At 62.1% G+C, this 23182-nt stretch carries 17 protein-coding genes; 5 read left to right on the top strand and 12 right to left on the bottom strand.

From position 1 onward, the window contains the following. Positions 1 to 154 precede the first annotated feature (154 nt). From GGR40_RS16495 to GGR40_RS16475, 5 genes are read right to left on the bottom strand one after another with little or no spacing between them, the layout of a single operon-like run. Positions 155 to 931, bottom strand: a complete 777-nt coding sequence (locus GGR40_RS16495) for an L-fucose dehydrogenase (protein ID WP_429277343.1) — start codon at positions 929 to 931, stop codon at positions 155 to 157. Further along, complete coding sequence (locus tag GGR40_RS16490; RefSeq protein WP_429277342.1) at positions 931 to 2208, bottom strand: L-fuconate dehydratase; 1278 nt, start codon at positions 2206 to 2208, stop codon at positions 931 to 933. Before GGR40_RS16490 ends, GGR40_RS16495 begins: the two co-directional genes overlap by 1 nt. Then, the gene (locus GGR40_RS16485; protein WP_429277341.1) at positions 2205 to 2948 is read right to left on the bottom strand and encodes an SDR family oxidoreductase; all 744 of its coding nucleotides are present in this window, start codon (positions 2946 to 2948) and stop codon (positions 2205 to 2207) included. Before GGR40_RS16485 ends, GGR40_RS16490 begins: the two co-directional genes overlap by 4 nt. Before the next feature lie 10 nt (positions 2949 to 2958). Next, the gene (locus GGR40_RS16480) at positions 2959 to 5334 is read right to left on the bottom strand and encodes a glycoside hydrolase family 95 protein (RefSeq protein WP_429277340.1); all 2376 of its coding nucleotides are present in this window, start codon (positions 5332 to 5334) and stop codon (positions 2959 to 2961) included. After that, entirely contained in the window at positions 5331 to 6221 is an 891-nt protein-coding gene (locus GGR40_RS16475) for an amidohydrolase family protein (protein WP_429277339.1), read from the bottom strand. Before GGR40_RS16475 ends, GGR40_RS16480 begins: the two co-directional genes overlap by 4 nt. A gap of 154 nt (positions 6222 to 6375) precedes the next feature. Between GGR40_RS16475 and fucP the strand changes: the two genes are divergently transcribed. Continuing rightward, positions 6376 to 7689, top strand: coding sequence for an L-fucose:H+ symporter permease (fucP, locus tag GGR40_RS16470; protein WP_429277338.1), 1314 nt, complete (start codon positions 6376 to 6378; stop codon positions 7687 to 7689). A 379-nt stretch (positions 7690 to 8068) separates the two neighbouring features. Here fucP and GGR40_RS16465 read toward each other — a convergent pair whose 3' ends face one another. From GGR40_RS16465 to GGR40_RS16440, 6 genes are all read right to left on the bottom strand, one after another. Then, positions 8069 to 8947 carry a rhamnogalacturonan acetylesterase gene (locus GGR40_RS16465; RefSeq protein ID WP_429277337.1) on the bottom strand — a complete coding sequence of 293 codons (879 nt, stop codon included), beginning with the start codon at positions 8945 to 8947 and terminating at the stop codon, positions 8069 to 8071. 200 nt (positions 8948 to 9147) lie between these two features. Further along, entirely contained in the window at positions 9148 to 10263 is a 1116-nt protein-coding gene (locus GGR40_RS16460) for a pectinesterase family protein (protein ID WP_429277336.1), read from the bottom strand. A 39-nt stretch (positions 10264 to 10302) separates the two neighbouring features. Further along, complete coding sequence (locus GGR40_RS16455) at positions 10303 to 11079, bottom strand: ThuA domain-containing protein (RefSeq protein WP_429277335.1); 777 nt, start codon at positions 11077 to 11079, stop codon at positions 10303 to 10305. 119 nt (positions 11080 to 11198) lie between these two features. Further along, a complete protein-coding gene (locus GGR40_RS16450; protein ID WP_429277334.1) occupies positions 11199 to 12281 on the bottom strand; it encodes a LacI family DNA-binding transcriptional regulator in 1083 nt (360 codons plus the stop codon). Between the two features lie 474 nt (positions 12282 to 12755). After that, positions 12756 to 13667 carry a HEPN domain-containing protein gene (locus tag GGR40_RS16445; protein ID WP_429277333.1) on the bottom strand — a complete coding sequence of 304 codons (912 nt, stop codon included), beginning with the start codon at positions 13665 to 13667 and terminating at the stop codon, positions 12756 to 12758. Positions 13668 to 14676: 1009 nt separating this feature from the next. Further along, positions 14677 to 15660 carry a GGDEF domain-containing protein gene (locus GGR40_RS16440; protein ID WP_429277332.1) on the bottom strand — a complete coding sequence of 328 codons (984 nt, stop codon included), beginning with the start codon at positions 15658 to 15660 and terminating at the stop codon, positions 14677 to 14679. A 326-nt stretch (positions 15661 to 15986) separates the two neighbouring features. Here GGR40_RS16440 and GGR40_RS16435 point away from each other — a divergent pair, with 326 nt between their 5' ends. From GGR40_RS16435 to GGR40_RS16425, 3 genes are all read left to right on the top strand, one after another. Further along, a complete protein-coding gene (locus tag GGR40_RS16435; protein WP_429277331.1) occupies positions 15987 to 16391 on the top strand; it encodes a hypothetical protein in 405 nt (134 codons plus the stop codon). A gap of 163 nt (positions 16392 to 16554) precedes the next feature. Continuing rightward, positions 16555 to 17700 (top strand): PepSY-associated TM helix domain-containing protein, encoded by a 1146-nt coding sequence (locus GGR40_RS16430; protein WP_429277330.1) that lies wholly within the window; start codon positions 16555 to 16557, stop codon positions 17698 to 17700. Beyond that, the gene (locus GGR40_RS16425) at positions 17697 to 19889 is read left to right on the top strand and encodes a TonB-dependent receptor (RefSeq protein WP_429277329.1); all 2193 of its coding nucleotides are present in this window, start codon (positions 17697 to 17699) and stop codon (positions 19887 to 19889) included. The genes GGR40_RS16430 and GGR40_RS16425 overlap by 4 nt, the downstream gene beginning before the upstream one ends. Positions 19890 to 19932: 43 nt before the next feature. Here GGR40_RS16425 and glpK read toward each other — a convergent pair whose 3' ends face one another. Beyond that, positions 19933 to 21450: a glycerol kinase GlpK gene (glpK, locus tag GGR40_RS16420; protein WP_429277328.1), complete on the bottom strand. Its 1518-nt coding sequence runs from the start codon at positions 21448 to 21450 to the stop codon at positions 19933 to 19935. Positions 21451 to 21579: 129 nt separating this feature from the next. On the opposite strand from glpK, the gene GGR40_RS16415 reads away from it, so the two are divergent. Continuing rightward, the gene (locus GGR40_RS16415) at positions 21580 to 23106 is read left to right on the top strand and encodes a glycerol-3-phosphate dehydrogenase (protein WP_429277327.1); all 1527 of its coding nucleotides are present in this window, start codon (positions 21580 to 21582) and stop codon (positions 23104 to 23106) included. Positions 23107 to 23182: the final 76 nt, after the last annotated feature.

Here is a 23182-nt window from a genome sequence, read left to right as displayed (position 1 = left end):
TTTGATCATGTATGCGCTAATCTGCCATATATGCAATATGCTTTTGCATATGGAAATTAGGTAGCTTTGTAGCAGACGCGGAGCCGCGGATCCGGCGGCAGCAGGTCATGCCGGCCCGAGGGTTTTGGAATCGCGTCAGGGATGACGGGAAAAGTTAGGCCAACATCCGGTCCAGATGCGTGTAGCCACCGTCCGGAAATATCCACTGCCCTGTTGTGTGGGTTGAACGTGCAGAAAGCAGGAACAGCACTGTATCCGCGATTTCTCGGTCAGTGGTCATCCGACGTCCCAGCGGAATGCGCCGCGTGATCTCGGATAGCCGCGCTTCGGGATCGTCAAAACTTTCGATCCAGCGGGCATAGAGGGGCGTCATCACTTCTGCGGGTAAAACCGCGTTTACACGGATGCCGTCATCCAGCAGGGCAGCCGCCCATTCGCGCGTCAGTCCCAGCTGCGCCGCCTTGGCCGCAACATATCCGCTGGTATTGCCCTGACCCGTAACTGCCGTCTTGGAAGAGATGTTGACGACCGCCCCCCTGCTGGTGCGCAGATGCGGCAGGCAATGATGTACCATGCCGTAATAATGCGCTAGATTAGACCGGACCGACGCCATGAAATCATCCGTCCCCGCGCTCAGATCAACGCCGTCGTTCGTTCCGGCATTGTTGACCACGCCATGAATGCCACCCGCTTCTGCCACGACATGCGCTACGGCGTCGCGGCAGGCGTCATCGTCAGTCACGTCCACTTGCACGAAGATCGTTGCAGGCTGGCGCGCGCGGATTTCGCCCTCAAAGTCCGCCTTCAGCGGGCTGCGCCCGAAGATCGCCGGGATGGCGCCTTCCGCCGCCAGTCCCAGCGAGATCGCGCCGCCGATCCCCGCTCCGCCGCCCGTTACCACAACGACCTTTCCGTTCAGTTCCAGGTCCATCAGCGCTTGTCCACCCGATAGTGCAGGATCGATTCCGGCTTCATCGTAATCGAAAAACCGGGCCGCGTCGGCGGCATGTAAGCGGCATCGCGGATCACGCAGGGATCCTCGAAATGTTCGTGCAAGTGGTCGACGTATTCGATCACGCGATCCTCCATCGTGCCTGAAAAGCAGAGGTAATCGATCATCGACAAGTGCTGCACGTATTCGCACAAACCGACACCGCCCGCATGCGGGCAGACCGGCAAACCATACTTCGCCGCCATGAGCAGCACCGCCAGGATCTCATTGACGCCGCCGATGCGACAACTGTCGATCTGCACCACATCTATCGCGCCGCGCATGATGAACTGTTTGAACAGCACGCGGTTCTGGCACATCTCTCCGGTTGCGACGCGGATCGGGTGGACGGCCTCGCGGATCGCCCGGTGCGCCTCGACGTCGTCCGGGCTGGTCGGTTCCTCGATGAACCACGGCTCTGCGAAAGCCAGTGCCTTGACCCATTTGATCGCCTGATCGGTTTCCCATATCTGGTTGGCGTCGATCATCAGCCTGCAGTCCGGCCCAACCGCTTCGCGCGCGATGCGCAAACGGCGGATATCGTCGTCCAGATCGCGCCCGACCTTTAGCTTGACGTGCCGGAATCCCGCGTCGACCGCCTCTCTCGCCAGACGCCGCAGCTTGTCGTCGGAATAGCCCAGCCAGCCCGCAGAAGTCGTGTAGCAGGGATAGCCGGAAGCCTGCAGATGCGCGATCCGTTCGGCCTTGCCTTCGGCGCGAGCCGTCAGCAGATCCAGCGCTTCTTCAGGCGTGATGCAGTCGGTGATGTAGCGGAAGTCGATCGCGCGCACGATTTCTTCGGGCGTCATCGCGGCCACCAGTTGCCATACCGGCTTGCCCTCTGCCTTCGCCCACAAGTCCCATACGGCATTGACCACGGCACCAGTCGCAAGGTGCATCGCGCCCTTGTCGGGTCCGATCCACCGCAACTGGCTGTCGCCGGTGACATGGCGCCAGAACCGACCGGGGTTTTCCCTCATCCAATCCAGTTCAATGCCTACGACAAGCGGGCGAAGCGCCTCTATCGCCGCGACGCAGATCTCGTTACCGCGCCCGATGGTGAACGTCAGGCCGTGGCCTTCCAGCCCGTCGTCGGTATCGAGGGTCACGTAAGCGGCCGAGTAGTCGGGGTCGGGGTTCATCGCATCCGATCCGTCCAGCGACTGGCTGGTGGGAAAGCGGATGTCCGCCGTGCGAAGTCCGGTAATGCGCGTCATTCTACTGTCCAGCCTCCGTCGATCACTGCCGTTGTGCCAGTGGTGAAGGCACTTTCGTCCGAGGCGAGATGCAGCGCGAGGGCCGCGATTTCTTCCGGCAAGCCAAGACGCCCCATCGGCTGCCGCGCCGAGAACGCGGCGCGGGTGCTCTCCAGACTTTCGCCACTGGCTTCGGCCTGCGCGGCCATCCGGGCGCGGAGCGAAGGGCTGTCCACGGTGCCGGGGCAGATTGCGTTGCAGCGCACGCCTTCGCCCACGAAGTCCGCAGCGACCGATTTTGTAAGCCCGATCACCGCCGCCTTGCTGGCGCCGTAAGCGAACCGGTTCCTGACGCCGATGATCGAGGACGCTACGGAGGACACGTTGACGATCGAGCCGCCGCTCTGCGCCACCATCGCGGGCAGATAGCCACGGATCAGCCGAAACATCGCGGTGACGTTCAGGTCGAGAGAGGCCGCCCACTGCTCGTCCGTGCAATCCAGCAGAGTGCCGGGAAACACGATGCCCGCACAATTCACCAGAATGTCGCAAGCACCCGTTGCTGCAACCAAGGCTGCGGCGGCATCGGGATCGGTGAGGTCCGCCAGATGCGGCGATACGCTCGCCAGCGTGGCCAATCCAGCAGCATCGCGGTCCACGGCGTGAACCTGTGCGCCCTCGGCGGCAAAGCGCTCGGCGATGGCGCGACCGATACCGGCGGCGGCCGCTGTGACCACCGCAGTTTTTCCAACAAGTCTCATCACAGCTCCTTTATGCGGTACGCAGATCGGGACCGGTCAGCACGATCGCCTTGCCCGCCGTGAAGTCGATGGTGCGGCGCACTTCGCCGCAGCGGATTTCATGCCGCCCGCCGGTGCCCGACACGATGCGCGCCTGCGCCAGCGCGCCACCCTTCCACGACAAGTCCACCATGCAGGCCCCACGCGCACGCAGGCCTCGGATAGAACCGGCCGGCCAGGCAGACGGCAGAGCCGGCAGCAGGTGCACCTGGGTGCCAATGCTCTGCATCAGCATTTCGGTGACGCCGGACGCACCGCCGAAGTTGCCGTCGATCTGGAACGGCGGGTGCGCATCGAACATGTTGGGATAGGTGCGCTCCGGCCCCAGCAGGAAGCGCAGGATCGAATGGGCATGGTCGCCGTCACGTAGCCGCGCCCACAAGTTGATGCGCCACGCCGTGGCCCAGCCGGTGGCCTTGTCACCACGGATCTCCAGCGACTTGCGCGCCGCTGCAGCAAGCTCCGGCGTCGTATCGGGGCTGATCTGCGCGTCGGGGAACAGGCCGAACAAGTGCGAGACATGGCGGTGATGGAGGTCCTTCGCGCCTGCGTCCCAATCGTCCTTCCACTCCATCAACTGGCCTTGCGCCCCAACCCGGTTGGGGATCAGTTTCGCGCGCATCGCCTCTATTTCCGCCACGAAAGGCGCATCGGTCTTCAGCACGGCGGCGGCCTGCGCGGTGACGGTGAACAGCGCCCGCAATATCTGCATGTCCATCGTCGGGCCGGCGCATAGCGATCCCTCGCCATGCCCATGGTTGTTCTCGGGCGAGAGCGAGGGGTTGGTGACCATCCAGCCGGTCTTCGGGTCCTTCACCAGCGTATCCAGGAAAAATTCGCAGGCGCCCTTCAGGATGGGGTACGTGCTGGCAAGGAACTGCGCATCGCGGCCATAATCGTAGCGGTCCCACAAGTGCAGGCACAGCCACGCGCCGCCCATTGGCCAGAGGCCGAACTGCGGCCCGTCAATCGGGCCGGTGGCGCGCCAGAGATCGGTGTTGTGATGGCAGACCCAGCCCCGCGCGCCGTACATGTCGCGCGCCATTCGGGCGCCGGTCTGCGCGATGTCGCGGATCATTGCGATCAGCGGCTCCACCATTTCCGGCATGGCCGTCGGCTCGGCGGGCCAGTAGTTCATCTGGGTATTGATGTTGATCGTGTACTTCGATCCCCAGGGCGGATTCACGCTGTCATTCCAGATGCCCTGCAGGTTTGCGGGCTGCGATCCGGGTCGCGAAGAGGTGATCAGCAGATAACGCCCATAGCGAAAATAGAGCGCCGCCAGAGCGGGATCGTTCGCGCTTTCGGACTGGCGAATGCGTTCGTCTGTCGGCTTGTCCGCCTCGGCACTGCGGCCAAGGTCTATGCTTACGCGGCGATAGATCGCGCGGTGATCCTCGGCGGCCTTGTCGGCAATGGCGCGGAACGTCTTGCGGGACGCAGCGGCAATCTGGCCGCTGGTGATGGCTTCGGGATCGCCGCTGACGTCGGCGTAATTGCGATAGCTGGTGGCCATCGCGATCAGGATCGTCGCTTCGGTCGCGCCGCGCACCGAAAGGCTGTCGGTTGCAGCTGAGACTTTGCCGCCGGTGGCAATCACTTTGACGCGACCTTGAAACTTCAACGCGCCGGCGATGCCGTGCTGGGTATTGTTCGTGCCTTCGAGCAGCAAGACGTCGCCGGGCAGAACGCGGACGGTGTGCTGCGTCTGCGGCACGCTCATCCGGGTGTCGAACGCCAGCTTACCGGGCTTCGACGCCTTTAGGTGTACCGCGATGACCTGATCCGCCGGAGAGGCGACGACAGTGCGCTCGTACGTCACGCCGTCCACGGTAAAGCGCGTTGTGTGGCGCGCCGCGTCGATGTCCAGTTCGCGGCGATAAGTGCCTGCTGCCGGTTCGCTCAGGCCGGGGAATGTCAGCATCAGGTTGCCCAGCACCTGATACGACATTTGCCGCACTGGCACTGCCATCAGCTTTTCCTTGGCAACCGCCTGAGCCTCGTCATAGCGGCCATCGAAGATCAGCTTCTGCACTTGGGGCAGCGCTGCCTTCGCCTTCGGGTTGGCGGGATGATAGGGCCCGCCGCCCCACAAGGTATCCTCGTTCAGTTGCAGCCGCTCCTCGGCCACGCCGCCGAAGATCATCGCGCCGATACGCCCGTTGCCGACCGGCAGCGCCTCGGTCCATTCTTTCGCCGGCTGGCGATACCACAGCATGTTGTCGCCGGACGGTGCGGCAGGCGTCGCCGCCTCTACCCCCGGCGCGCCCAGCAAGGACAATGCTGCGACCGTGGACGTTCCCGCCACGAGTTCGCGGCGCGACAGTTCAAGGTGATTGGAGTTCACTGGACTATTTCTCCCTCAATCTTGTTCAGTATCGGCGCGGCGATCCGCGCGTAGGCGCGCTGTGCATTGCCGCCCATGATGGCTTCGCGCGATGGCGCGTCGAGTTGCTCAAGCAAGCGGTCGGCCAGCGCCTTCACCCGCGCATAAGGCGCAGCGAGCAGGCACACTGGCCAATCGGAACCGTAAATCAGCCGATCCGACCCGAAGCATTCGAGAAGATGCGCCATGTAGCGCAGCACATTGTCCTCGTCCCATGCTGCAAGGTCCGCTTCGGTGACAAGACCGGAGAGCTTGCACCACACCGGATAGTCCCGCGCGATGGCGGCAATACGATCGGCCCAGGGTTGCCATTCGCCATTGATGATCGCAGGTTTGGCACCGTGATCGATGACGACTGCCCCCATGCCTGCATCTGCCGCACCGATGGCATCGAGAAAGGCGGGTACATACTCCAGTTGCGGCGCACGGACGAGCAGATCGTAAGCCAGCCCCCTTTTCAGCGCCGCTCTCACCCCATGCTGAAATGCGGGGTCGAGCAGGAAACGAGGGTCGGGTTCGTCTTGCACCACATGCCGCAGGCCGACTAGCGCCTTTTCTTGCGCCAATGCATCGAGATGGGCGGCAACATCCTCGGCGCGAAGATCAGCCCAGCCTATCACACCTGCGATCCATGGTGTACGGGAAGCGACGTCCAGCAGCCAGCGGGTTTCGTCATCACTCTGCCGCGCTTGGACGACTATGCTGCAGGAAATTCCCGCAGGCTCCAGTTCGGTGCGCAAATGTTCCGGTGCATAGTCCCGCGCCAACACGCTTTCTGGCGCGATCCATTCGAATTGGGCTGAATCATAGCGCCAGAAATGCTGGTGCGCGTCAATTCGACCTTCCATTTTCCCCGGCTCCCGCCTCACTGTCGTATTTGACAGTATCTTCTATATGTGAAAGTTAGCGCTATAGGATTTCAGGTGCAAGGAATAATCTCGCACCGGTTGTCTTCAACCGCGCACGGCTACAGGATGCGCGAAAGACATGGAGAGGATACGAATGGGTATCAGCATGCCGCCGGTTGCCGTGAAGGACCTGCCTAGAGACGATGAAGGCGACCCCACTGCGGGCAGTCCATCCGGGCGCTTCGTGACGCCCGGGTTTCGCGCCGGGTTCGTGCTGGTCACTGCGATGTTCTTCACCTGGGCTCTGGCGAACAACCTCAACGACATCCTGATCCGCCAATTCCAGAAGGCGTTGGCCCTTTCTCGCGGTGAAGCGGGCTTTATCCAGTTCGTGTTCTATCTCGCTTATTTCCTCTGGGCGATTCCGGCGGGAATGCTTATGCGCCGCTTCGGCTATCGCGCTGGCTTGCTGCTGGGCCTTGCGTTCTATGCGGTGGGAGCGCTCCTATTCTATCCCGCGGCGGAGATACATCGTTACTGGGCCTTTCTGCTGGCTCTGTTCGTACTGGCATCGGGCGCGGCGTTCCTCGAAACAGCAGCCAACCCCTTCATCGCGCGCTTCGGAGATTCCTCGCGCGCGTCGCAGCGACTGACGCTGGCGCAGGCGTTCAACGGACTGGGCGCCGTCGTCGCGCCGACGATCGGCGGCCTGTTCATCTTCTCCGGCATCGAACACAGCGCGCAGGATATTGCGGCTATGTCCACGGACCAGTTGCAAGCCTACCGGGCGTCCGAAGCCGCAATGGTACAAGGGCCATACCTAGCGCTTGCGGTATTCGTCGTCATCCTGGCGGTAGCCATCGCACGAGTGCGTTTGCCGGTTATCCGCGAAAGCGAACATGAGGGGGCGGGGGCTGTCGCTGCCGTCCTGCGAGACCGGCAACTGGTAGGCGCGGTTATTGCGCAATTCTTCTATGTTGGCGCGCAAGTGTGCATCTGGAGCTACTTCGTAGACTTCGTGAAGCACCTTGTTCCCGCAACACCGGAGCGGACGGCGGCCTATCTGCTGTCGGCCAGCCTGCTGCTGTTCATGATCGGGCGCTTCGCAGGCGCCGCGCTGATGCACCGTATCCGTCCCACGCGCCTGCTGCTTCTGTTCGGCGTAACTAACGTGCTGCTGTTGGCGCTGGCCATTATGCTGCCGGGCAGCGCCGCTGTCGCTGCGCTGGGGCTGACCAGTTTCTTCATGTCGATCATGTTCCCGACGATCTTTGCCCTCGGCATCCGCAACCTCGGCGACGGAACTGCGCTGGGCTCCTCGCTGATCATCATGGCGATCATCGGCGGCGCAATCTTCCCGCCGCTGATGGGGCTTCTCAGCGAGAGTATGGACCTGCAAACCGCTCTTGCGCTACCGCTCCTCTGCTTTGCGATCGTTGCAATGTTCGCTCGCACGGCGCGGGACTGACGTGCAATCTGCCCTTCCATTCGCGACTGCCCGCGCGTGATAAACGCCTAGACAGCCCCACGCTCCCGCACCTCTTCTTCGGGTATATCGAGGGCGGTATCCTATGTAGAGGCCGGCTTGCATTGCAACGTATCCCATCTTGGTCGACGGGCATTTCGCCAGCGTGGGCAGCGAGACGTCTACTAGACCAACTTGTCCATGCAACGGACAAGAAAGGCGTGGCGAAATGCTACGCGGCGTAGAGGCCGAGACGCGGATAGCCAGGCGCCAAGACGATTGCTGTAATCAACCGCGACTGTCTGATCGATTGCATTGCTTCCGGGGCACGTTGATCGCCGTGCCCCGGTATCTGAGGTCAGGGTACGGCTCGCTTCTGACCTTATTGCGCGCGATAATTCAGAGCAGCCGGCCGCCGGTCGGGACGGCGTTCGACGACTAGCAACGACCGCATCGGCGCCACGGTATCCGCCAACGCCTGCGCCATCATGGCGGCGATGTAATCGGCGCCTTCCTCTCCAAGATGCGTGTCGTCGTAGGACAGGCGCACGCTGGCGGTGGGCTGCACGTTCACTTCGGTTGCGGCACGCGCCGGTGCTCCCTTCGCCGGGGAGGTGCTGCGCGGGAGTTGTGCGAAGCTTTCGGACTGCTGCTGCCCCAAGGCAATCGCCGCCTGCGCACTCAGCGCATTGAGATCGATGAGCAACGCACCGGTTTCTTTCGCCACCTGACGGACGGCTTCGGCCCAGGGCGCCAGATCGTTGACCAGCTTGCCGTCCTTGAACGTGCGGCGCACCAGCGGCGTTACCAGGATCGGCGTTGCCCCCGCCGCTTTGGCATCATCGACATAACGGCGAATATAGCCCGGAAACTCCTGCGCCAGTTCGGTCGAGCGCGAATTGCCGGGCTGGTCGTTATGACCGAACTGGATCAGCACCCAGACATTGCGATAGCCCGGCACTTGTGCTTCCTTCAGCGCCAGATCCCAGGACTTCTCCTGCATGTACGTTCGCGAACTGCGCCCGCCGCGCGCTAGATCCACGCATGCTACGAACGACGTAACATGATAGGCGCAAAAGCTCGGCCCCCAACCACCGATCACCGCCGTCGTCGAATCTCCGACGAGGACGATCTTCGACGGCTCGATCGCCTTTGGAAATTCACGCGGCACTGGCGGCTTGGCCTGCTGCGCCTGTGCGGTAAGCGCTGGCGAGCACAGAGCGGCCAGCGCGACCCAGGCCGATTTACAGAATTTGGTCATCGTTATCCCTTCCTTGGCCGATGTTCAGAAAGTCAGGTGCGCGCCGACGAAGATCTGGCGACCCGTCGCCATGCAGGTCGTGGACATCGGATCGTCGGCATAAGCGAAGCGCTCGCTCTTCTGCTCCGTCAGGTTAAGCGCTTATGTTCGTACAGTGAACGTTTTGTACTAAGGCATTGCCATGCGTGACCTTTGCAACCTCAGTATATTGACGGTTGCCAATCGCCGAACGTACGTTGGCGAGAGAACTCGGATGCTTGCGCAGCGTTGAGGATACTCCCTCTGCGACCGATGGGTGCGGAGAATCTGTTTCCCGACGGCGGCGGGGCCCCGGGGCCGACACTGGCAAATTCGGAGAAACGTGCATTTTCCGGCTCGAAGAAGCGACGCTCTCCATTGTCGCCAGTGTACCACATATTGGTCCAGCCAGCCGGAGCGATATGCTCCCCCATCGCACAACGCAGGTACGTGGTCATTCCCACTGTCTGCACTCGCACGCCGCCGCGCATGGTCGTGGTTCCCCACGGGCGTCCCAGGAACACGCTGCCGTGCGGCACTCCGCCTTCGGCCGTCAGTGCGCAGGCATCGAAGACCAGACCTATGGGCTGGCTGGCCAGCGTGTTGGGCGCGGTTATGTAGCCTTCGATCGGGTCGAACCGCGGCAAAGACCGGATTTCGCAATGCTCAAACCGGGCCGCAGCGCCGCCAAAAATGAAATCATAACTTCCCGTGATTAGGCAGGCGTAAAACAACGCACGGCCATCGGCGCAGTAAAGCGTGTCCTGATGCCCGGTTATTTCGCAATCGTGCACCAGCGTGCGATCAGCCCCGAGGCCCAGCGAAAGAGCAAGCGCCTGCTGACTGCCGCCTTCGTCGGAGCGCATCCCCCCCGGTCGACGCATTTCCGCCGGAGCGTCGAAGCTGTTGGCGATGGTCAGCCCACGCAGGGTCACATCGGGTGCCGTAACGCTCAAGCACCACGTTCTGAAAGTGCCGTAGGGTTTGCCGTCCGGCGCTATGTGACCAGCCGCCGCATCGAAGAACAATACCGTTCGCCCAGAACCCCGCCCATGGATTTCGACGTTCGGTCGCTCGATACGGAATTGCCCGCGAAACCTCCCCTCTCCCAGCCATACCCGCCAGGGCTTGTCACCCGGAGCGGCATCTATGGCTTCCTGTAGCGTTGCGAACATGCGTCCGCGCACAGGTCCAGACCCAACGACTGCATCGTATGCGAGGGTATTGGCTGCAGCCGGAAGTGCAAGCTGACTCATGGCAGCCACCACAAAAGTACGGCGGTTCAGCAGGGCAACCATCGTTCTGCAAAACCTCCTAGAAGCATTCTGGCCCGACGATTACCGGCTGGTCCCGCGCCCCGCCGCCCAGCGAAGGCCACCCTTAACGTGCTGAAGCACCTTCGGATCGGCCCAGGCATCCTGCGTGTGACCCAACGCAGTATAAAAAACACGCCCGCCTTCAAAGATGTGCGCCCAGGATACCGGTTGCGGCGCGGTTTGCGCCGCGCCGATGGATGCGGGCATCAACCATAACAAAGGACGCAGTTTTGGATCGAAATCAGAAAACCAGTACCATTCATCGACGTGCGAAAATTCGCGCGGTAAATGCTTCAGGCTTGGGTGACGAACGGAGGCGCGGCGCAATGTTCCGGTGGGCGTACCCTTTGGATGTCTGGCAAAACGGGCGCCGATCATCTTGCCGTACCAGTCCCAGCCATAGTGGGCATCGGCGGCCCCATGTACAGCCAGAACACCGCCGCCCCTATGTACGAACGCCTTCAACGCTTCGCGCCGTGCGCCTGTCAGCCATTCAGTCTCAGGCTTGTTGCGCCTGGTGGTCGTGCTGACCAGCGCGATCACCTTCACTTGGTCGAGTGGCATATCGAAGCGGGCAGGATCGGCTGTGAACTCGACGTTCATCCCCTCCTCTGCAGCCATCTTCGCAAGAGCAGCAGCGCCTGCCTCGATCGAAGCATGCCGAAAACCGGTGGTATGAGTGACGATAAGCATCGTATCCCAACGACGCGTACTGGCGATGGCCCCATCGCAGAGCAAGAAAAATAGCCCTGCTAAAAAGAGGCTGACAAGATGCGAGATGGCAATAGTCGTGCGCAAGCGATCCACTCCCGAATCCAGCGTTTACCGCCCTTGTGATAGCGCTAATAACTTTGGGTAACCGGTGTCAAGGCAATTTGGTGTGTCAGTCGAGGGGGAGTGATCCGAACTTGCGCCTTTTAGGAGTTACCGCCGGGCGCCGCAGCGTCGGATTCGCGCTGAATGAAAGTGTACGGCAACATCTCATGACGCGGCGTAATGCTTGCGCTGTCGCGGCGACCCCGCATCGCATCCAGAAGAAGTCGGATTGCCCGCCGCGACATCGCTGCGATCGGCTGATGAATGGTCGTCAATTCGGGCGAAATTGCAGTCGCAAGGATCGTATCATCGAAGCCGACCACTGACAGATCGCTCGGAACACTCAGCCCTTTTTGATAAGCAACCGCGATCGAGGCGGCCGCCATATCATCGTTGCTGGCAAATATGGCGGTCGGCAAAGTTGCGTTGCTCAGCAACTTATTGGCAGCAGCAATCCCAGATTTGTATGTAAACAATCCTTCCGCAACCAAGGATTCGTCGAACGCAATTCCTTTGCTCATTAAAGCATCGCGGTAGCCTGACAATCGACGCGAACTGGAATGCTGACTTTGGTTGCCGGTTATGAAGGCTATTTTGAGATGGCCCTGTTCAAGCAGATGCTCGGTCATGCGCCGGGCAGCGGAGTAATCGTCGACCCGCAGGGCCATAAAATCGTAAGAAGGATTATCCGCTGCCGCAAGAACAGTAGGGATACCATTGTGGCGCAGAAAATCCAGCACCTCAATGTTATCACAAATAGGAGGTGGAAGGATCACTCCACCTACCCCGCCCTTCAACAATCTTCGAAGAGCGTCAAGATCGCCCTCATCGTCCTCTTTCTTCTGGATGATGAGGCGAACGGAGTGCTGGCCCGCTTCCTCGATCCCTCCAATCAAAAACTCACTCAGGTAGGCCGCGCTGGGAATACGGTAAAGGATCCCGATCTTGATTTCCTCTACCCCGGCAAGGTTTCGCGCAGCCGGATTTGGGGAGTAGTTGAGCGCCGCGATTGCTTCATTAACGACATTTTTCGTCGTCTCCCGAACGCGCGGGTGTTCGTTGATTACCCTGGAAACTGTCATCGGAGACACACCCGCATGTTCAGCAACATCTAAAATCGTAACCGTCGATGCGTTGCGGCGACGTACACGTTCACGTGGAGCAGAACCTTCAACTGCGGGCACTAACGGACCAATCCCAAAAGCCGACTTCCGCTGAATCCGCCACGCCGTCAAAGCATGGCCAGTAGCGATTATGCCGAGACAACCGTTGTCTACCCTCCCCCATCCGCAAAGCGCAAGTCACTTATGTTGCGTGCTATCATACGGCAATCGCTTCACCAGCGAGGGATAGCGAATACCGCCTATGTATCATTGGCAGATGATGGAAAGCCTAGGATGGACCTGCGATGTTATTACCACGCCCAGTCACAGCCGCTTCCGATGGTTCGTGAAGTAGGACGCGCGACTTGCGGTTTGCAAACCCCAAGTCAGGAGTCCACCGCGAATGCTCCAAGCCTCCACTCGGAAGCATCGATAGAAGGCGTTCCTGACGGTCAGCTTATTTGAATGCGCGGCACCGAAGCCGACATTCCAGCAAGTCCCAATTCAAGGCATTTCCGCGACGGAACACCGAACTTTCTACGCCTAGTCTAAAGATTAAGATCGGAGTCGAAGGCTCGAAAGCTGCTCCTGGCAGACCACTTGCACGATCCGCCCAAGCTGCTCCACACGAGAAGATAGCCATGATAAATCCTCGCTCGAGATCCGATAATGCTTGGAGTAGCGCGCCTTGACGTAAGCGTCTTTCAGCTTTTCAAAAAGGGCCCGGTCGCGACGGGTATTGCGCGGCCAAGCATCAACAAGGCGCATGTCCAAGCCTTCAGCCTGCGTGCGCAAGAAAGCCAGATTGTGATTATGAGGGGTGTAGAAGGTGCAGACCAAGAGTAGACAATGATAGAGGCTTTCTGCGGTCTGATGAAGATCGAATGCCGCTTGTTTTGTGTACTCTTTCTCCATCAGAAAATGAGCACTTTCGAACCGCTTCATGGCCGACGGAAACCATTCGTCAAAATATTCCTGCGCCAGCGCCAGCGCCTGCTCAGGCGTTTTTGGCTTAGGCTCCGGAAAAGGCCTGTCATCAGCTTCGAACAGAACGATCCCGTCCCTTGCGATGTCCATGAAGAAGAACCGACCATGCGCAAGCCCGTCGGTCACCTGCTGCCAGGAATGGACAATGAAATTCGTTGGCGTTCTCAGGTTTCCAACCAGCTTCTCCTCAATGAGGCGCTGATCCGCCGACGTCCAATAAGCTGCCCGGTCAGCGAGGTCCTGCTGGTTCACGATGACAAGCAGGTCAAAATCCGACACGTAACCTTTGGCGGTATGTGGTTCATCCACCCATCCGCCCCGCGCGTGGCTGCCGTACAGAATAACCTTCAGCATCTTGCCCCTGCTTCGCCGGGACGTTGCGTTGGCATGCGCCGCTGAAAATTCCTCAAAGAGAACCTGGACAACGCGCTCCAGTTCGCGTTGCTTGCTGGCCGGGAGATGATCAAGATCGCTACGCATTGACTGTATCCTGACGGCGGGACAGCCTGATAGCAAGCGGGCCCCAGCCCTTCAACTCCGGGCAAATCTGCGAATTCAGGCCATATAGCAGCGGCTCAGGCGATGTTCCTCCTTGCAGCGCCAGGCTTTGTCCGGTGTTTGCCTTCACTGGCTGACGCCCGAAATTCGATTAGCCCCCTTAGCGCTGCGCCGATTGCTTCATTCGCGTTCTGGACCGACCCATCGTCGAGGGGTGCATACCGTACAGTCATCGCGAGACTCGAATGGCCGAGCAGCTTGCCGATTGTCGGCAGCGTTTGGGATGTGGGGGCAGCATGACTGGCAAAGGGCGCAGATCATGAATCCGAACGTGCTCCAGCCCGGCCTCCCTGCGCGCGCGTCAAAATAACCGTCCAACCGCAATACGGCGAGTAGACGGTCGTCCATCCAGGGCCTCTCGAAGCGGGATAGTTCACATGCTGACAGCATGCATTGGTGTTTCCGCGGACGATCGCGCTTCCCCAGCACGCAAGGGTTCGACCCACCGCCAAGCACGCCCCACTCTTCTGCCTTGCTAAACACGGCGCTCAGCATTCGAAATGTCTGGTTGGCGGCACCTGGACCAGACGTAGCTGTCATGATCGCAAACCAGGCGCAGCCAAAACCTGGATGTCGGGCTCTGGGCACAGCGACCTTGCCCCAAGCAGCTTGGATGGCTCAGTCGCCGCCTTCGCGTCGACCAATACAAGCCGCAACCTGTAGCGCTAGCGCACGCTAAATGACTTCGTTCCTACGTCGATGCCGGCGAAGGTCGGACTGGTCGGCTCCTCGCGGTACAAAGCTGCAGAACTCGCCCCACGCCTTTAGGCAAACCAGATTACCGCTTCGAGGTCTTGTAAGGCGCGCCATCCATGATGGCTTGGGATGCGCTCGGGAGATCCCGGGCTCTTACGCACGGAAACCGCAAGCCGGAAGGTTTCAGGTTCCGCTTCTAACGGCTGCATACCGTCGGACCTTCCTTCCCGATCACTCAATCTGCCGTCTCCGCGCGATTACGCCCCAGCCGTTTGGCGGCGTAGAGCGGCTTGTCCGCTGCTTCCAGCCAGTCGTCAACTGACGAGAAAACCGATTTGACTTCGGCGATGCCGAAGCTGGCTGTCACTTTCAGAACCTCACCTCCGGGAAGTGCGATTGAGTGCTCTTCAAGCTTCCTGCGAAACCGCTCGACCGCCGCGCAGGCCGACGCCGCAGAGGTTTCAGGCAACAGCACGGCAAATTCCTCCCCGCCGAGCCGACCGAGAATGTCACCGTCCCGCTTCATGTCGGTCACGAGGCGGGCAACTTCGCGCAGGACGCAATCGCCGGCGATGTGGCCGTAAGTGTCATTCACGGACTTGAAGTGATCGAGGTCCGCGAGAACGAGCGTGCATTTCCGGGCATACCTGTGGAACCGATCGATCTCTGCCAGCGCCCGCTCGGCAAATGCCCTGCGTGTCAGGGCGCCTGTCAGGACATCGCGCTCGGCGATACGGCGCAGTTCCATTTCCTTTTCCACGATCTTCGCCAGGTTTTTCAGCATGGCCACTTCACTGTCCGTGAACTGCCGTGGCTGACGATCGATGGCGCACAAGGCCCCTACGTTGTACCCCTCGGGCGTTCTGAGCGGAATGCCGGCATAGCTGCGGATGTTGGGATCGCCCGTCACCAGTGCATTGTTGGCAAACCGCGTGTCATCAAGCGCGTTCTCAACCAGGAACGGCTGCGTATCCCTGATCGCATGCGAGCAGAACGACACGCTTCGCGGCGTTTCAGAGGCATCGAGACCGGCCCTCGCCTTGAACCATTGCCGATCGGCATCGATGAGCGAGACAGCCGCGATGGGTACGTTGAGAACCGAGCGCACAAGCGAAACAATGTGCTCAAACGGCTCTTCCGCCTCGGTGTCGAGAATGTCCAGGCGTTTCAGGGCTGCGAGCCGCCCCGGCTCATCCTCAAGGATCGGCACACTGTCCAAGCCCTCGTCTCCTTCACTCTTTTCGTACCGGCCTCTTACCTAGGGAATAATCCGACGAGTTCCAGCCTGCCAGGTAACATGATGTCGCCGCGCTGCGGGCGATCGCTGCTCCACAACCCGCGGACATATACCACGAATCACGGCATGGAAGGGGCCTCACGCACCCAGCAGCCGAGGGTTGCACAAGGTAGGAGAGAAAGGCTCGCGTAGAACGGCGGTGTAAAAGCGCAGCGCCGCTGCCGCCCCCACTCGCGCGCATGCGACTTTCTCATCCGGGGCAACTTGCCCACGTGACAGGCGGGCGCCCCACCGCTACTGCAGCCCTGATGCACACGCTTCGCACCTTCTTCAGGCGGCATAGCGCCTTGGCCTTCGGGCTGATCGCGCTGGCGCTGTGCCTGAAGATCGTCGTGCCGAGCGGGTATATGATGGTGCATGATACGCGCACCATCACGCTTCAGGTCTGCCATGACGCAACCGGCGAAGGTTCCGACCTTACCATCTCGGTGCCGGTCAAATCCGCCGGGCACGACGGTCCGGGCAAGCCTGCCAAAGGCGAATGTCCTTATGGCGCCTTGTCGATGGTTGCGCTGGGCGGAGCCGATCCGATCCTGCTGGCGCTCGCGCTGGCTTTCATCATGCTGCTCGGCTTCGCGCCGACCCGCCATGCGCCTGCGACACGCTTCGCCCACATTCGTCCGCCCCTGCGCGGCCCCCCGGCGCTGATCTGACAAACTAGATCGTTTTGTCGGAACGGCCGGCAGCGTCTATGCGCTGCCTGCTGCGGCCTTGCCGGAGCTTCCTTTACATGTCCGTCTTCGCGTTATGTGCCTTCAGGCGCGCAAACCTGCTTGTCGTGCGCGGCCGTCGCCCCGCATCGGCGGGAGGTGCGCCGTGTCGCTGAAAGCACGCCCCTTCATCCGCCAGATCCATCTGTGGCTTGGCCTCAGCCTTGGGCTGGTATTCGCCGTGCTCGGTCTTTCCGGCTCGGCGCTGGTCTTCTACGTGGAGATCGACAAGGCGCTTCATCCCGGGATCGAGCGTGCCGGAACCGGAAGTCCGCCCGCATGGTCATCACCTGTGTGGGACCGCGCCCTTACGACCGGCCGCGCGCGATGGAAGCATACACCGGGCAAGTGGTCGTTCGAGGCGACGGACGAAGGCGGAGCTATCCCCGCCCGCCTCTATCCGGCGTCCAGCCATGGCGACCACCATGCCGAGCGCCAGATGGTATGGTTCTCCGCTGATGGCTCGCGCGTAATCCGGGCGGAACCGTGGGGCGGGTATCTGATGACCTGGCTCTACGACCTGCACATGGACCTGCTTGCCGGCGAACCGGGCCGGCAGGTCGTGGGCTGGTCGGGATACGCGGTCCTGGGCCTCCTGCTGACGGGCATCGCCGTCTGGTGGCCGCGCGGCAGCTGGCGCAAAGCGCTCGCCTTCAAACGGGAAGCGAGTCCCCAGCGCCGCTTACGCGATCTTCACAAGCTGGGCGGCCTGTGGAGCTTCGGGCTCCTTGCCATCCTTGCCGCGACAGGGGCTCTTCTGGCGCTGCCCGAAATCCGAACGACGATCCTTTCCGCAACGATCGCCCCTCCGGACAAAGTCCCGACGCCGAAATCGGCAACGGAATCCGGTGGGCAGATTTCCATCTCGCAAGCCCTGTCGGAAGCCCATCGTGCCCTGCCGGACGCCCGGCTGGTCTTCGTGGATGTCCCGCAGCCCGGACGCGAGCCGATCCGGGTACGGGTGCAGGTTCCGGGTGATCCGCATCGCCGGTTCCCCGGCAGCTTCGTCTTCGTCGACCAGCATACCGGCCATGTCCTGGCTGTCCACGACGTCCGCCGGGGCAATGCCTCGACCAGGCTCATCGCCTGGGTCCGTGTGCTGCATGATGGGTCTGTCGGCGGTCTTGCGACCCGTATTCTTACCGTCCTTCTCGGCTTCATCCCCGCATGCCTGTTCGTCACGGGCCTTCTTCACTGGCGCCGACGCACCACCGCGCGCTCCGCGATGCATTCTTCAGGGAGCAAATCTTGAAAACTTCTCCAGTCGCCATTTCCATCGCCGCCTGCCTCACCGCCGCGCCAGCGCTTGCGGATGAAGCGCCCGACGGCGGCGCCATCACGGTCACGGCTCAGCGCGACCAGCTCAAGCTCGAACAGCGCAGCGACGCGGGCAGCCGGCTCGACCTCACGATCATGGAGACCCCCGCCAGCGTCGAGACCCTGACCCAGGCCGACCTCCAGTTCCGCGGTCTGCGCACCGCGCGGGAAGCCTTTGCCGACGTTCCCGGCGCCATCGCCGGGAACGTGCCGGGCAATCCCGCCGTCGTCAGCATGCGCGGCTTTGCCGGCAACGTCGTCTCCATCCTGCAGGACGGAGTGCGCATTTCCTCGTCCACCGTCGTCCAGCGCGACACGAACACCTGGCACTTCGACCGCATCGAGGTCATCAAGGGGCCGGCTTCGGTGCTGTTCGGCGAAGGCGCGCTGGGCGGGGTCATCAACAAGGTGACGCGCAAACCCACCTTCGACGGCAATCATATGGATGCCCTGCTGAGCTACGGCAGCTTTGACACGCTCTCGGCTGCGGGCGGCGTCAATGTCCAGGTCTCGGACACGCTGGCGCTGCGGGCCGACGCCAGCTATCTCCACTCCGACAGTCTGTACGACGTCGATGACAACCGGACCCGGTCCAGCGGCCTCACAGCCAGCCTGCTATTCCGTCCGTCTGACGATCTTTCGATCCTGCTGGCGGTAGACCATTACAACGACCGCGCCGACAGTGCCTATCAAGGCGCGGTGCTGATCCCGCTGGCTTATGCCCGCGATCCTGGAAAGGCGGTGTCGACCGCAAATGGCATGGTTGTCGACAAGGCGACCCGGCACCGAAACTACACCCCTCGTGGCGGATACTCGGGTGCCGATGACACCACCATCCGCTCGCGCATCGACCTGGCGCTTGGCGCAGGATGGTCGCTGGGCACGGACCTGCTGTGGTATACGGCAAACCGCGCTTTCGTGAACAACGGTACGCGCACGTTCGTCGCGCCCAGTGCAGGCTTTCCCAACGGCAGTATCCAGCGCGGCCTGACCCGTTTCTACCACGATCACCAGTTCTGGAACGTCCGCACGGCGCTGGGCAATGACGGCACGATCGCGGGCCTGCGCAATCGCTTCACGATCGGGGCGGAATACAACCACACCGACCTTGCCAGCCTGCGCGAGACGAGCACGAGCACCCTGGTTGCGCGGGTGGATCCCTTCGATCCGGCGGTGGGCATGTTCCCCACCGATGGGACGCAGTACCGCGCATCCAACGTCAACTTCGATTCACGGCTGCGCACCACCTCGGTCTTTGCCGAGGATGCGCTGAACCTCACGCCGCAGTGGTTGCTGGTAGGAGGCATCCGCTACGATCACATGGATTTGGACCGTGCCTCCACCGACTACCTCGTCACGCCGAACCCTGTCACGCGGGCCAATCCGAAGTTCGATCCTTTCTCCTGGCGCGTGGGCACCAGTTATGCGCTGACGCCCGCACTCACCATCTACGGCCAGTACACCACTGCGGTCAGCCCGGTATCCTCGATCCTGCTGATGCCGCTTGCCAATACGCGGTTCAAGCTGACCAAGGGGTATTCCTATGAAGGCGGCTTCAAGCTCGCCGCCTTCGACCGGCGGCTTACGATTACCGGGGCCGCTTACCGGATCGTCCAGAATGACATCATCACCCGCGATCCCACCGATCCGACCCTGACCGTCCAGGGCGGAACGCAATCGTCGCAAGGGGTGGAACTGAGCGTCGGGGCGGCGGTCACGGACGCGCTGTCGCTTGGAGCCAGCTTCGGCTACGCGGATGCGCAGTACGATGAACTGGTCGAGGCTGGCGGCATCGACCGCGCAGGCAACCGACCGGTGAACGTGCCCTCAACGACGGCCGCAGCCAACTTCGCCTACACGCTGCCCGGCGTGCCCGTGACGCTGAGCGGCTTCGTGCGCCACGTCTCCGGGTTCTACACCGACACCGCCAATACGATCCTGGTCGAAGGACGAACTATCTTCGATGCCGCCGTTTCCTGGCAGATCGCCGAACAGCTCACCATGGCCGTGCGCGGGCGCAACCTGACGGACGCGTTCTATGGCGAATATTCGGGGTACGGATCGAACGACATCTACATCGGCGCACCGCGCAGCGTCGAGGTGTCCCTCTCCACCCGGTTCTGAGCGACCGGGCATCGCCTCTCACAGCATCGTGCGTCCGGACACCTTAACCGGACGCAGGTGCACCCCGAACGCTGCCTGTCAGGGTGGAGGCAAGGGCACGACGCCAACCTGCCAGCAGCCGTCCACGGTCGGCGGCATCCAGGGTCGGCAAATACCGCTTTCGATGCGAACGAGTCGCCACGATCGCGTCCAGATCGGGCCATACGCCCACGGCAAGGCCCGCCAGGAACGCCGCGCCAAGCGCCGTCGTTTCCAGATGATCGGGGCGTTCAACCGGGATCTGCAGAATGTCGGCAAGGAACTGGCAGAGCCAGTCATTGGCCGCCATGCCGCCATCCACCGACACGGCAAGCGGCGTTTCGCCACCGTCTGCGATCATCGCCTCTATCAGGTCCAGCGTCTGGTATGCCACGGCCTCCAGCGCGGCGCGGGCCAGATGCGCGGGTTTGGTATCGAACGTCAGGCCGGTGATGGTGCCCCGCGCATCGGGATCCCAATGCGGCGCGCCCAGGCCGACGAAGGCGGGCACCATGTAGACGCCGTGGTTGCCCTCGATCCGGGTCGCCATGTCGTTCGTCTGGCTGGCATGGGTGATGATGCCGATCCCGTCACGCAGCCATTTCACCGCTGCACCAGCGGCGAAGATCGACCCTTCCAGCGCATAAGTCATCCTGCCGTCGATGCGATAGGCCGGCGTGGTCAACATCGCGTGTTCAGACGTGACGGCCTGCGTGCCCGTGTTCAGCAACAGGAAGCAGCCGGTTCCGTAAGTCGACTTGACCGTGCCGGGATCGAAGCAGGTCTGGCCGAACAGGGCCGCCTGCTGGTCGCCGGCGATCCCGGCCACTTTCACCGATGCCCCGAACAGTTCGGGAAGGCTGGAGCCGAACACGTGGCTGCTGTCCTCCACCTGCGGCAGCACGGCAACCGGGACCCGCAGCAGTGCGCAAAGGTCATCATCCCAGCGCTGTGCATGGATGTCGTACAGCAGGGTGCGGCCTGCGTTGGTGACGTCGGTGGCATGGACCTTGCCGCCGGTCAGGCGCCACAGCAGGAAGCTGTCGATCGTACCGAAGGCAAGTTCGCCACGCTCTGCCCGGTCCCGCGCACCTTCCACGTTGTCCAGGATCCAGGCGACCTTGGTGCCGGAGAAGTACGGGTCCAGCAAAAGCCCCGTCCGGACGCGCACCAGCGATTCGTGACCGGCTTCGCGCAGCTGCGCACAGACTGCCGCCGTGCGGCGGTCCTGCCATACGATGGCGCGGTGGATCGGCTCGCCCGTCTCACGATCCCAGACGACCACCGTTTCGCGCTGGTTGGTGATTCCTATGGCGTCAAGGTCGCTCGCCGAGAGCCGCGCATCGGCCAGGGCATCTCGCACGGTCGCCACGACATCGCGCCAGATGTCCTCGGGATCGTGCTCGACCCAGCCATCCTGCGGATAATGCTGGGCGAATTCGCGCTGCGCGCTGCCGACCGGCTGCCCGTTGGCATCGAACACGATGCTGCGCGTGGACGTAGTGCCCTGATCTATGGCGAGCACATAGGGGTTGGCTGACACTCGGTTACTCTCCCCGCCCAGAGGTCAGTTGACTCGGGCATGTCGATTGATGCTGGTAAGGCCACTCTGATACCCATATATGCCGTAACGTCAATCAGCGGCCCACGTAGTCGATCGAAGGAATGCTCCATGTCCCTCAGCGCCCCTATTCAAGAGTCCGCCCCCGTACACGATCTGCTGATCGTAGGCGGCGGCATCAACGGCGCGGGGATTGCACGCGACGCCACCGGGCGCGGTCTTTCGGTGCTGCTGGTGGAACAGGAAGATCTGGCCCAGCACACCTCTTCCGCCAGCACCAAGCTGATCCACGGGGGCCTTCGCTATCTGGAGTACGGCGAGTTCCGGCTGGTGCGCGAAGCCCTGATCGAACGTGAGCGCCTGCTGGCCATGGCGCCGCACATCATCTGGCCGCTGTCCTTCGTCCTGCCGCAGGTGAACAGCCCGCGCCCCGCGTGGCTCGTGCGGCTGGGGCTGTTCCTTTACGATCATCTGGGCGGTCGCAAGGTGCTGCCCGCAACTCGCACGATCGCCCGACTGGACAAGGACAGCCGCGGCAACGGCCTGAAATCGGGGGCGAAGGCCTTCGTCTATTCCGACTGCTGGGTGGAAGACAGCCGCCTTGTCGCGCTAAATGCCATGGATGCGCGCAACCGGGGCGCCGACATCCGCACCCGTACGCGCCTCATCGATGCGCAGCGCCGCGACGGCCTGTGGACTGCGCGTATCCAGGACGATGCAGGGATCATCACCGAAGTACGGGCCCGCATCCTGGTGAATGCGGCTGGGCCGTGGGTGGCTGATGTCATTTCGCGCGTACCGGGCAGTCGCAGCGACCGCGGGGTGCGTCTCATTAAGGGCAGCCACATCGTCCTGCCGCGCCTTTACGAAGGCGATCACGCCTTCCTGCTGCAGAACCCGGATAAGCGGGTCGTCTTCGCAATCCCCTACCAGGGCGACTATACCCTTGTCGGCACGACGGACGAGGCGTGGAACGAAGCCCCCGGTGCTGCCGCGATCTCCCCTGCCGAAACCGGCTACCTGCTGGATACGGTTGCGCGCTATTTCGAACGTCCGGTAAGCGAGAGCGATCTGGTGTGGAGCTATGCCGGCATCCGCCCGCTCTACGATGACCGCGCTAGCAACGCCTCTGCGGTCACGCGCGACTACGTGCTGGATCTGGATGCAGAGGACGGCAAGGCCCCGATGCTGAACATCTTCGGCGGCAAGATCACCACGTACCGCAAGCTGGCGGAGCATGCGATGGAGAAGCTGGCGCCGTTCACACACGGCGCCGGAGCGGCTTGGACCGCAGGCGCGACGCTTCCCGGCGGCGATCTGCCGGGTGGCGACTTCGACGGATTCGTGCGCAGCCTTGTGGCGGGTCGTCCGGGCCTGCCCCCTACGCTGCTGCGCAGGCTGGCCCGTGCATATGGGTCTGCCGCGCTTGCCATTCTTGGCGATGCGCAGACGCTCGAAGCGTTGGGCCGCCATTTCGGCGGCGATCTCTATGGCGCCGAGGTCGATTACCTCGCGCGCGAGGAATGGGCACGTACCGGACGCGACATATTGTTCAGGCGCTCGAAGCTGGGCCTCAAGTTGGGGTCGGAAGTCGAGGCAGCTCTGGACACTTACCTCACTTCCAGATCACCCGCCTGAGCGTCGGGAAAATTGGTTTGCCCAATTTGGCCTGCCCTCTATGGACAATCTGATGCCGACGCCCTAACCATCGCGC

The organism is Novosphingobium gossypii (assembly GCF_050433305.1).
In the GTDB taxonomy this organism is placed as follows: Bacteria; Pseudomonadota; Alphaproteobacteria; order Sphingomonadales; family Sphingomonadaceae; genus Novosphingobium; species Novosphingobium gossypii.
Note: the sequence above shows the minus strand (reverse complement) of the source record. Positions and strands in the feature narration are given on the sequence as shown.